At 61.4% G+C, this 11,814-nt stretch carries 9 protein-coding genes; 3 read left to right on the top strand and 6 right to left on the bottom strand.

Annotated elements, in window-relative coordinates; translation table 11 throughout:
* The 5 genes from O148_RS0101685 to O148_RS0101665 all read right to left on the bottom strand — a co-directional run.
* The coding region (locus O148_RS0101685) for a hypothetical protein (RefSeq protein WP_026529542.1) at positions 1–570 on the bottom strand (570 nt) is incomplete at its 3' end.
* A gap of 12 nt (positions 571–582) precedes the next feature.
* Positions 583–909 carry a hypothetical protein gene (locus tag O148_RS0101680; RefSeq protein WP_157374451.1) on the bottom strand — a complete coding sequence of 109 codons (327 nt, stop codon included), beginning with the start codon at positions 907–909 and terminating at the stop codon, positions 583–585.
* A gap of 238 nt (positions 910–1,147) precedes the next feature.
* Complete coding sequence (locus tag O148_RS16850) at positions 1,148–1,819, bottom strand: hypothetical protein (RefSeq protein ID WP_026529540.1); 672 nt, start codon at positions 1,817–1,819, stop codon at positions 1,148–1,150.
* 8 nt (positions 1,820–1,827) lie between these two features.
* Positions 1,828–2,226, bottom strand: coding sequence for a hypothetical protein (locus O148_RS0101670; protein ID WP_026529539.1), 399 nt, complete (start codon positions 2,224–2,226; stop codon positions 1,828–1,830).
* Positions 2,223–2,996, bottom strand: coding sequence for a zinc-binding metallopeptidase family protein (locus O148_RS0101665; RefSeq protein ID WP_026529538.1), 774 nt, complete (start codon positions 2,994–2,996; stop codon positions 2,223–2,225). Before O148_RS0101665 ends, O148_RS0101670 begins: the two co-directional genes overlap by 4 nt.
* Before the next feature lie 576 nt (positions 2,997–3,572).
* Here O148_RS0101665 and O148_RS0101660 point away from each other — a divergent pair.
* The gene (locus O148_RS0101660) at positions 3,573–4,868 is read left to right on the top strand and encodes an alpha/beta hydrolase (RefSeq protein WP_026529537.1); all 1,296 of its coding nucleotides are present in this window, start codon (positions 3,573–3,575) and stop codon (positions 4,866–4,868) included.
* A 45-nt stretch (positions 4,869–4,913) separates the two neighbouring features.
* Entirely contained in the window at positions 4,914–8,318 is a 3,405-nt protein-coding gene (gene lysX / locus O148_RS14145) for a bifunctional lysylphosphatidylglycerol synthetase/lysine--tRNA ligase LysX (protein ID WP_051619684.1), read from the top strand.
* Positions 8,319–8,353: 35 nt separating this feature from the next.
* Here lysX and O148_RS0101650 read toward each other — a convergent pair whose 3' ends face one another.
* Positions 8,354–9,403 (bottom strand): Rossmann-fold NAD(P)-binding domain-containing protein, encoded by a 1,050-nt coding sequence (locus O148_RS0101650; protein ID WP_035744233.1) that lies wholly within the window; start codon positions 9,401–9,403, stop codon positions 8,354–8,356.
* 379 nt (positions 9,404–9,782) lie between these two features.
* Between O148_RS0101650 and O148_RS16845 the strand changes: the two genes are divergently transcribed.
* Positions 9,783–11,804: an HNH endonuclease signature motif containing protein gene (locus tag O148_RS16845; RefSeq protein ID WP_026529535.1), complete on the top strand. Its 2,022-nt coding sequence runs from the start codon at positions 9,783–9,785 to the stop codon at positions 11,802–11,804.
* The last annotated feature ends 10 nt before the right edge of the window (positions 11,805–11,814 follow it).

Genomic DNA, 11,814 nt, shown 5'->3' with positions numbered 1-11,814 from the left:
TATTTCCACGGCAGCGTTCACGTTGGGTGGGAAGATCAGGTAATTGTCCCGGTAAACCAGGGTGTCAACCCCGTTGAAGAAGTCTGTCAACTGGTAGCTTGAATGCGCGGCCGGACCGGCGGGGACTTCGAGGGTTTCGAACTCGATCGGGGTCACCAGGTTTGATTGAATATCACGCGCAGATTTCAAGTACTCGTGATAATCCTCTGGTTTAAAGACATCCTCGTTCAGGTACCGCACCGTCATCACAGAATTCACGCCAACTTCAGGAACCCCAGCCATGATGTAAAACGCCCCGTCTCCGAAATCGCGTGCCACATACGCCCAGGCGTTGACTTGAGCGAGGAACTGTTCCTGTGTGACGGTAGCCCCGTCATCTTCCCAGTACTCGTCGATCGCGGCTTGTCCTACCTGTTGTGACCACTGCTCAATCGACGGGAAGTTCGCTGCTTCAGACGCATCCCGCCATGCGACCCGGATGTCGAAGAGCAAACGAGTATCTAATGGCTTTTTGCGTTGGTTCCAGTTTTCGGGGCGTTCTGGGGTGTTTTTCTTGAAAAGGCCGAACATCAATCACTCTCGTTAGGATTCGTCACCGGGTGTTGCGGGTTGTGGGGTGGGGATGAGTTGCCGGGCCGGGTCAACAATCGAGGACTTAATAAAGTCCACCACACCAATAGATATGGCTTTCCCGCCCACGAGCACCACCAGGATCTGCCCGCCACCGGTGAGGCGCATCGACATGTTCGATAACCCTTGCGTCATTGCGACCAGGCCTTTGAAGAACCCGGGTTGGCCGGTGAATAGGTTCTTCCACACTGCCATAAACCCTTCCGGCTTCCACAACCCAGCAGCGTCCTTGACCGCGGCCACCGACTCACGAGCAGAACGCGCTGCTTCCCGCCACATCTTCTCGAAACCCCGCGAAAGACGTACCGTACCCCTGCCAAGTAACGAAGTTCGACGGCGCTCCCCACACCTGGTGTGGGGTGCGGCGGCATGGTGTTGGGGTGCTCCGGCGATGACACTTTTCGGTGCCCAACCTTAATCAGCCTGGCACCTCGTTGAGGTGAGTGCTGGTGATCGACTCGCCGCAAAGCAATTAGTTGGGCAAACCGGCCCACCTGGTAGTGCTCGCCCACATGGTTTACTCCGGGACATACACCTCAATCGTGTCGGCGATTAGGCGGGTTTGGTCTTTGATGAAGGGGACCATGGTCGGGTCCGCTGCGGCGGCGGAGATTTCGTAGGGTTCACGGGTGATGGGGGTGAATACGAGAATGTTTTCCCGGTAGACGGTGGTGTTTGCGCCGTTGAAGAAGTCATGGACCTGGTAGCTCGCACGTGCTGCGGGCCCTGCGGGTACAGTGAACGTCTCGAAATCGATCGGTGATAGCAATCGGCGTTGCAAGGCGGCATCGGCGTTCAAATCCGCAAGGTAGTCAGCGGGTGCATAGATAGGGGCATCCAGTGACATGAGCGTCAGGATGGCGGTGACACCCCAATCCGGAGCCTCCAAATGGACGTAAAAATTGGGAAACGTAGACTCTTTCCATGCGTATGCCCATCCGTTGATCTGTGCGAGGAACTCTTGCTGGGAAACTGGTCCCTCATCCTGCCAGAACTCGTTGATAGCTTGTTGCCCCACGTCCTTAGACCAGGCTTCTAACGACGGATAGTTTTTCGAATCAGCAGCGTTATAAAACGCGCCGCTAATTTGGTATGTTTTTCGAGTTTTTTCTGCGGGGAGGCGTTGGTCCCAGTCGTCGGGTTTCACAGGTTCTGGTCGTGTGGGTTGTTTTTTGCCGAGTCCGAACATGGGGGTGATTAGTTTCCTGCCGGTTGAGGTTGGGGTGGTGCTTTCGGGCCGAAGAACTGTGCCATCGGGTCGATGACACCGGACTTGACGAAGTCCGCAATGGTCTCAGTCACCGAGAGCAGTGGCGAGAGCACGCTTTGCAAGAACGAGCCGACCGGGTAACTGCTGACTACCAGGCTTGCAGGCATCAGCGCGCCGACCGTCTCGCCCTTAACCACGGCGAACATTTGCGCGTGCTTTTCAATGTCGGTGATCTGTGAGCGCAGAATGGACACGATCTGTTGGCGAACCTTCGCCTTCTCCCGCGCTGCCAAGGGGTGTACCGGGAATTGCCACCAGCTCTGCGGCAAAATGAGCGCCCATTCGCCCTGATATTCTGCCTCGGTTGCGGCTTCCCCGGTTGTCATTGCGCAGCCTCGTCGGGTTCTTCGCCCACGCCAATGGCTTCGGTGCCCGGGACATCACTGCCGGGAGGATATTCGGTGGCATCCTGCTTGCGCTCGGTAATCAGGTAACCGCACAGCGCGACGATGGACAGCGCCTGCACCACATACTTGATCGATGGCGGAAGCCCCACAAATACTTCAAGCACCGCAACAATAAACGCGAGGACACCTAGTCCCAACGCGACAATCACCAACGCAAGCGGCAACCGGCGGCCATCGCGAGCAATCTTGAAGCTCTTGAGCGCGGTCGGGCCCAGCAGGAAAGTCACCAGCACCGCGGGCAAGAACATCAGAATATTGATGGCAATGCCCAGCCCGTTGACCATTTGGGGATCGCGGCTGGCCGAAGGCACTACAGCCATCGAGATGACCACTACGAGCGCCAAGATATACAGCACAACTGCGCCGAGGAATGGCTTTGACATCATGGCACGCACCGGCGCGGACTCGTTGGTTTTGAACGAAAGGTGCATCACGAGGGTGAAGAATCCGGCAAAAACCAGAATCGGCGGCAACACCATACCGACGCCGACAAACCGGTTGGTCGCCACCCCGTCAGCCGCGGCCAAGAGCGGGGCTTGGAGGGCCAGGAATACTTGCGAAACCAGCAACATGATCGCGATACGCGTCCCCGCCCCGACAACGTTGTCGGAGGTTTTCCACACCCCGTAACTCACGAGGGCAGCCACGCAGGCGAGTGCAGCGATGATCGCAAAAATAACAATGGTCATGAAGTCATGTCTCTCGATAGGCGGATAGAGGCAATACAGCCCAGAGTCTACCGAACCAGCTCCGCATCCTGCCCTGACGACCGGGCATACGCTCCAGCGACTAGAGCGATCCTCACAGCACCATGCAGCGCAAGGAGCGTAACGCGGCACGCGCCGGGTATTTAAGTGATTTACGACGGCGAAACCTTACGTTTCACAGCTCACTTGCCTGAAATGTCCTCACCAAAGTTTCGGGAGCGGGCAGGATAGATACGAGGAATCGATCGAATAAGGTCAGGAAAGCGCGGAGCGCATTTGTCACATCGAATACCCCGAACTTTTGTACATCTCCTCGGTCCCAGATTTGAAATAAGAGCGCACGCCGCGCCCGGAGGTACCTCGATTTTTCCTGCTGTTCACGATCCCGTGCTTTCCAATACGGAAGACGGCATGAATTGTGCGCGTAGAAATCTCTCCCGGGATTCTCAGGAACCGGGCCAGTGCGCATGCTACAAAAGACTCGGGTTCCTGCCTGGGCACACCGCTTCGAGGCAGGACCGCGCCTAACCACCTGACCTGTGAAAGCGACCCCGAGCGATGTCCCAACTCTCCCTCATCGACGGGCCCTTCCCGTGGGTGACCGCCGCGCTTGCGGTCCTGGGACTCGGTTGGCTGGCGGTGGCAGACAAGCGGACGCTTTCCCGCGCGTACGCCATCCTTCTTATTGCGTCGGCCCTTGTAGTTGGGGCGCTGTACCTCATCCTCGGCCCGTTGCTGAACATCGTTCCGCCAATGGTGCCGATCCCGGTGTGGCTTGCCGTTATCGCCGCATTCTTCGCAATCGGTGCCTCCATCGTGCAGTGGCGCCGCCGCAGGCGGCGCATTCCCCGGGCCACCACGGTAGGTGCGCTCATCGCCGTCGTGCTTCTTGCTCTGACACAAGTAAACGTGACGTTCGCGCTCTTCCCCACGGTGGGCACGCTGTGGGGCGATAACGGCGTGCAAGTCGAAAACCTGGACGCGATGCCGCAACGAATGGTGCCGCCGGGCACCCCGCCGGTGACGCTCGCCGCGTGGACGCCTAGCCCGGCAATGCCCGCGAAGGGGCGCGTGGTGCAGGTGAAGATTCCGGGGACTGTCTCTAAGCTGCCAAGCGGCAACGCCTATGTGTATCTGCCGCCCGCATTTTTAGACACCGCGCCCGCAAACGTGCCGGTGCTGGTATTGGTGCACGGCCTGCCGGGAGGCGCCTCGGATTGGCTGCGTTCCGGGCAGGTGGCCGCGATGATGGACAGGTTTGCTGCGGCGAACAAGGGCATTGCGCCGCTCGTGGTGATGCCGGATCTCACCGCGCCCGGGCTGAACCCGAATCCGCTGTGCATGGACAGTTCCAAGGGCAACGCGCTCACCTACCTGACCCAGGATGTGCCCGCGTGGGTGACGCAAACGTTCGGGGTGGGGCGCTCGTCCGCGCAACGTGCCATCGCCGGGCTGTCTTTTGGCGGGACGTGTGCCTTGCAGGCGGCGGCCAAACGGCCGGACGCGTACCAATCCTTCATTGAACTCTCGGGTGAGCCCATGCAATCGGTGCCCGAGGGGCAGGACTCCCTTATTAATACGTATTTCGGAGGGGATGCCGGGGCCTATCGCGCGCAGGATCCGCTGACCCTCTTCGCGACGACGCAGTACCCGCCGGGGTTTGCCGGGATAGTAGTGGTCGGGAATCGGGACGAGCCCTACACCACCCAAGGACTGCAAATCACGCGGGCGGCGCAAGCGGCCGGGCTGAACGTGAGCTACCAGGTGCTCCCCGGCGCGCACAGTTGGGATGTGTGGAAGCCCGGACTGGAACAAAACTTAGGTTGGCTCATGCAACGCTTCTCGGTGTCATAGCCGGAACGTACACTGGCACAACAAGAAACAAGAGGACGGGGAATCGTGAGCGCGGAGTTGCGAAAGTCTAGCGGCGGGGAGCGCGGTGTCGAGGCGTTGGATGCGGGGCGGCAGGATTCTGCTGGGCGCCGGGAGCCGAGCCTGCATGACTCCGAACACCAGATCGCGAATCCGCCTGCCCGCTGGCGAGAGAAGATCGCCTCCTTCCTCGCCTCCGCGGTCCTCGTTTTTGGCCTGATCGATGTGGTGCTCGGTCTGATTCCTATTGAGAACGTGCCGGACTGGATGCTCCTCACGCTCAATACCATTGGGCTTAACAATTACAGCCTGGGTTGGGGGCTAATCCTGATTGTGGCTTCCCGCGCGCTGGCCTCGCGCAAACGGCTGGTGTGGTGGCTTTCCCTGGCGTACTGGATTCTGGTGGTCCTCGCCAACATAGCCGCGATGCTATTCCTCTGGCTTTTCATGGAAGATATCAACGCTCTCCCCGAAACCGAGCAGGGGTGGTCGCTCGGCGGAGTGTGGCCGTTTGTGGTGCCGGTGCTTGCGATCATTGCGTTGATCTTGGCGTACCCGGTCTTCCGCGCGAAGGTGCGGCGTGGGGCGTTTGGCCTGGCGGTGCTGACATTGGTGCTGGGCATCGGCCTCAACATGCTGATCGGGTGGGGTCTGCTGCAGATCACTAACAATGGCGTCCCGGAAAACGACCGCTGGCTCATCGCCTTCCACCAATCCACCGGCGGCGTTTTCGACACGACCGACGTGACCGCGGAAAACTACATGGGCCCGGATACCGGCCTCCTCGAACCCTCGGTCATGAACATCCTGACCGCCCTCTTAATCGCATTCGTTGCCTACATTCTCTTCCGCTCGCAAAGCCTAAAATCCTCCCTGACGCCGGAGGAGGAAATCCGCATCCGCGAGCTGTTGCTGCGCCAACGGCACAGCGATTCGCTCGACTACTTTGCCACCCGGCGGGACAAGTCCGCGGTCTTCGCACCGGATGGCGGGGCCGCGATCACCTATCGGGTGGAAGTCGGCACCTGCCTGGCCAGCGGCGACCCGATTGGCCCGCGGCGAAATTGGGATGCGGCCATTGCCGCGTGGCAGGCGCATGCGCGCGAATACGGATGGACGACGGCGGTGCTCGGCGCGAGCGAAGAAGGTGCAGCCGCGTACGTGGCTCGGGGGATGAGCGCTCTCGCGCTCGGGGACGAGGCCATTTTGCGCCCCGATTCTTTCCGGCTCACCTCCCCGGAGTTGAAACCGGTGCGTGCCGCCGTGAAACGTGCGGAGAAATCAGGGGTTTCCCTGCGGATTCGGCGGCACCGGGACATTGATGCGACCGAGTGGGATGGGTACCGCACGCTCATGGAGGGCTGGCGCGTCGGCGGTGAGGAACGCGGCTTCTCGATGGCCTCCGGGCGGCTGGGCGACCCGGCCGACGGCGACTGCCTGCTCGTTGAGGCGGTGGGCGAGGACGGGCAACCGGTGTGCATGATGTCCTTTGCGCCATGGGGCACCAACGGGGTCTCGCTGGACCTGATGCGCCGGGATCCGAACGCGCCGAATGGGGGTAACGAGTTCGTGGTTGCGGGGCTGATGGAGAACGCCGGGGACTTCGGTGTGCGCCAGGTGTCGCTGAACTTCGCCATGTTCCGGGCCGCCTTTGAAGAGGGCGCGCGCATCGGTGCGGGTCCGGTGTTGCGGTTGTGGCGCAAACTCTTGCTGTTCTTCTCACGCTGGTTCCAGCTGGAGTCGCTCTACCGCTCCAACGCGAAGTACCATCCCGAATGGCGGCCGCGGTTCCTGTGTTACTCCGATTCCTCGACGCTGCCGCGCACGAGCTTCGCGGCCGGTCTCGCCGAAGGGTTCATTGGGCGCCGGCGCGGTGCGGTGGAGACGGTTGACCAGCAGCGCGTCGGTGCCGAGGTGGAAGCGGCAATGGTACCGGTGCGTGAGGCGGTGGCGACGGAGCGGGAAGAAACCTCGGTGCGCAGGGTGCCCTGGAGTACTCAGCAACGCATAGATAAGGTCGAGGCGATGCGCGCCGAAGGCATCGATCCGTACCCGATTGCCACGCCGCCCTCGCACACGATCGCACAGCTTGCCGGCCTGGCGACGGGGAGCGAGGTGTCGATTGCGGGACGCGTCTTGCTCAAGCGCGATCACGGCGGCGTGCTCTTCGCGAACCTGCGGGACTTCACCGGCGATGTGCAAATCGTCGCCGAACGGGAGAGCGCCGAGGATTTGGCGCGGCTGCAAAAATACCTGGACCTCGGGGATTTGCTCGAGGTGAGCGGGGTGATAGGTGACTCGCGCGCGGGGGTGAGGGGCGTCGTCGTACATCGGTGGCGGATGCTCGGCAAAGCGCTGCACCCGATGCCGAACAAGTGGCTCGGCCTGGTGAACCCGGAGGCGAAGGTGCGCCAGCGTTACCTCGACCTCGCGACCAACGAGGCGAGCCGCGCGGATCTGGTTGCGCGCTCGAAAATTGTGCACTCGTTCCGGACCACGCTGGCCGAGCGCGGATTCCTCGAGGTGGAGACGCCGATCCTGCAACAGGTGCACGGCGGGGCGAATGCGCGCCCGTTCACCACGCACATGAACGCGTACAACCTCGACATGTATTTGCGGATCGCGCCCGAGTTGTATTTGAAGCGGCTCGCGGTCGGCGGGATGGATCGGGTGTTTGAGTTGGGGCGGACGTTCCGCAACGAGGGCGTGAGCTACAAGCACAATCCCGAGTTCACGATGCTGGAGGCGTATGAGGCGCACGGCGACTATGACACGATGCTGCGGCTGTGCCGGGAGCTCATTCAGCAAGCTGCGATCGCGGTGCATGGCGAAGCCGTTGCGGTGCGGATTGGCGCGGACGGGGTCCAAGAGCGTGTCGATATTTCCGGTGAATGGCCGGTCAAGACCCTGCATGAAGCGGTTTCGGAGGCGCTCGGGACCGAGGTGAGCGCGTCGACCGAGCTGGCGGAATTGTTTACGCTGTGCGATCGTGCGGGCGTGCCGTACCAGCGGGACTGGAACGCGGGCGAAGTGGTACTGGAAATGTACGAGCGGCTGGTCGAGGGGCAAACCGTGGCGCCGACGTTTTATAAGGATTTTCCACTGTCGGTGTCGCCGCTGACGCGCTCGCATCGATCCGTTTCCGGGGTTACCGAGCGCTGGGATTTGGTGGCGTTCGGGATGGAACTTGGCACGGCGTACTCCGAATTGACCGACCCGATCGAGCAACGGCGGCGGTTGACCGAGCAGTCGATGATGGCCGCGGCCGGAGACCCGGAGGCGATGGAGTTGGATGAGGACTTCTTGACAGCGCTTGAATACGCGATGCCGCCGACCGGGGGCCTGGGCGTGGGCGTGGACCGGGTGATCATGCTCTTGACTGGGCGGACCATTCGCGAGACGTTGCCGTTCCCGCTGGCGAAGATGGGCTAGCGCTGCGGTAGGCTGGGGCGGGGCTGTGCCGAGACTTAGGCGCGTTGTTGGTCGCGGAGCCAGCGGGCCTCGAGGCCAATGAGGTCAAGGGTGGTGCCCACGGGTTCGTAGCCGGCCGCGGTGGCGCGGGTGAGGTCGAGGTGCAGGGGAGTCCGGGCGAGGAACGGGTTTGGCTCGGGCGCGTTTTCGGGGGATTCGTCTTCAGCGGCGAGGATCTGGCCGTTCCAGTCGAGGACGGCGGCGATGGCGTGAGCAAGTTCGCGCATGGTGGGGATGCTGGGATCGGCGCAGTTGAGGACGCGGGGTTTGTGAGGCCGGTGCGGGTGCCCTTGATGGCTGCCGCTCGAGTTGACCAAGGCGTCGATCAGTTGGGCAATGTTCGCGGCGGCGGTGAGCTGGTCGGCGTGCAGATCCAGGCCCGGAATTCTGATGTGGTCGATGTTGTGGCTCATGCGGTCGACGAAGTAACGGGTGCGCGGATTGCGGGCCCACTTCCCATAGACCTTGGATGGGCGAATGAGGGTGATGGGCAGGTCTGTGCCGAGGATTTCGTCTTCGACAGCGGCCCGGGCGCGCGCATACCCTTCGCGGGTGAAGGGGTTGGCGGTGCGGTCTGCGGCGACTCGATCGTGGTCTTCGCGAACCGGGTGCGGGAAGTGCCCAGGAATCTCGCTATTGAGGTGATGGCCATGTTTGTCGGCGTACACCGCGCGGGCGGAAATGACGGCGGCCGCGTCGACATCGCTTAAGACGGGCAAGAGAGTGCGCAGATGGGAGACGGAAAACGCGAGCGTATCGACGATCAAGTCCGCTCCGCTACCGACGAGGTTGCGCAATTCGGCGCCTGTGCTCTGGCCGGTGGGTGTGCCGTGACCGGAGCCTCTACTGAAACTGGGGTCAGCGCTGTGAATCCGTTCGGGCCAGTCCAGTCGGCGAAAGGTGACGCCAAGGTTGCTGAGCTCAGCTGGCATTGCCCCCGGGTTGCGACCCGTGACATCCACAGTCCAGCCGGCTCTCGCTAAGCGCTCTGCCGTGGCGCCGCCAATCGCGCCGGTTCCTCCGAGAATGATCGCGCGCTTGGCCATATGCCTGACTGTAGCGCGGATTTGTCGGTCGGTTTTAGAGCGGGTCCCTTTCCGAGTCCCTCGTAGCGCCAAGTTCGTGGCGGCACTATTTGGTGTGATGAGAGCAAAAAATGGGGCACGATAATAAGTGAAAACTATGCTATGTGCCCAGGATGTGAAATTCTTGTCATTCATGGTGGTTGTAAGGGTTCTCGATTGTGGATTCGTCGTGCGCCGAGCGCCTAAGTGGTCAGCGTCTGCGCCGTGTGCTCGATGTAGGACCGCCATGATGCTCCTACACAGGTCGAGAAAAGCGTCCTATTTTTAGAAGTTATCCACAGATATTCTATGGTCACTCAAAATAATGGAAAATGTCAGAGGTGGGGAGTAAAATGAAGATATGAACTTTCCACTCGAACAGCGTGAAATCGAAATCCGGGTAACGGCGTTCGAGACACTCGTGCGCGAGCTGGAAGCCGCAGTGGAAAAGTTCACCGCAAGCGTTGAGTCAAAAGTCTCGCACCAGACCGGCGCGGCAGGATGCGAGCCAAGCGCGGCGAATGGTTTTTCAGCGACGAGCGAGGATAATTCTGCTGGCACTGGCACTGGCACTGGCACTGGCACTGGCACTGGCACTGGCGAGGAAGTTGGGACCGTTGGCTCCAGTGAGAAACGGCTGAGCGCCGTTCTTGCACAATTCGAAACTGTTTTTCGTACGGTTGAAGCCAGCCGCCATGTCGCAACCGGTGCGCTTTTTAGCCTCTTCGTGGAGGACCAAGTCGCCGTGGAACTCGCGGCCTTTGACGGGAACTTCTCCGAGGACTTCGCTACCGACTTCTCGGACCCGGGTACCGATCCCCACCAGGTCCCGACTCCGCTGCAGGACCTCAAGGCGAAGTCGCTGGGCACCAATTTCGGCAAGATGGAGGGTCTTCCCCTTGAATTCTTCCGCGACCCGATTCTTGCTCGGGCGTATTTCAACGCGACTTATACGCTGTCCTCCGAACTCGCCTGCCTTTTCGAGTGCAGCGAGCCTCGTGCGCACCAGATCATTCGCCAATCCGCTCTGCTGATGCACTCGCCGCACCTTGCGCGAGAGCATCAAGCCGGACATCTCGCTTGGGGCCATATGCAGGTGATCCTGGAACACAGTGCGGACCTGCCCGGTGCCAAACTGCTCGAATATGGTCGTCAGCTTGCCGAATTTATTGCCCCTCCGCGCGGAACTCGCGTTAAGCGCTCTCGTTCAGACGTGAAACGCCGTGCGGTCCGGGTTCGCGAACAATTGCATGTGGAGCCGCTCGAGGTACGCCGGGCCAGAAACATCCAGGACCGCAAGGTTTACGTCAGTGATGAGCAGGACGGCATGGCCTGGCTTAACGCATACCTGCCCGCCGAGTCCGCGCACGCGCTCATGAACACCATCGACGATTATGCGCGCGCCGCTAAACGGGCAGAGCCCACCCCGGATCCGAGCGGACTGTCGGGGCCGGCCCGCTGGAAAGCACTCAAGACGCCCCGGCGGACCTTGGCACAACTGCGCGCAGACGCCTTGGTTGACTTGATATTGAGCCCGCCCACAAATGCGGATAGTGGTTTCGGCCCCCGCGCCTCCGCAAGTACAACAGCGAGCTTTACCGGCGACGCCCCGAGCGAAACCCCAGACTCCGAACAGCCAAACAGCGGCGCTTACCCTCCCGGGGGCGCTTTCCACCCCAGCGGCGCTTACCCTCCTGGCGGCGCGCCCAATCCCGGAGCGTGGGTGCGCGGCGTCCCCGGCGAGCCGATGGACCGAAGCGGCGACCCGCCGACCTCCTACCGCGAGCCGTTTGGCATCCCGGAGAGCCCGCCGGTAGCCGAACACCTGAAACCCAAAGTCTTTGTCACCGTTTCCGCCGAAACGCTTGCTGGGCTCAATGACGAACACGCCACCTTGCATGACTACGGGCCCATTCCCGCCGAAACTGCCAGACAGATCGCGGCCCAAGCGCCTGTGCTGTATCGGCTTTTGACGGACCCGGTAACCGGAGTCGTCCTCGATCTTGAGCGCAAAAAGTATGCCGTGACAAAGGAGTTGCGCGAATACCTGCACCATCGCTCGCCCACGTGCCAGTTCCCCGGTTGCAGCAAGTCGGCGCGGCACACCGATGTCGACCACATTCAAGATTGGCGCTCCGGCGGTGCCACCTCGCCCGAGAACCTGCAATTACTGTGCCGCAAGCACCACAATCTCAAAACCCACCACGGCTGGACGGTCACCGCCAACCCCGACGGTACACTCACCTGGACCTCGCCCCTCGGAAACACCTACACCACCGAGCACGAGAGCACTAAAACCAACTCGGCGACGGCGCCAGAAGAGGGCTCCGCATCGAGCGCGTGGAATCGCCCCGACCCCGACCGGGTTCCACAAGCCTCCTAACGATCGACCG

The sequence above is a fragment of the Haematomicrobium sanguinis DSM 21259 genome (assembly GCF_000688395.1).
GTDB lineage: Bacteria > Actinomycetota > Actinomycetes > Actinomycetales > Micrococcaceae > Haematomicrobium > Haematomicrobium sanguinis.
This window is presented reverse-complemented; position numbering and strand designations above follow the sequence as displayed.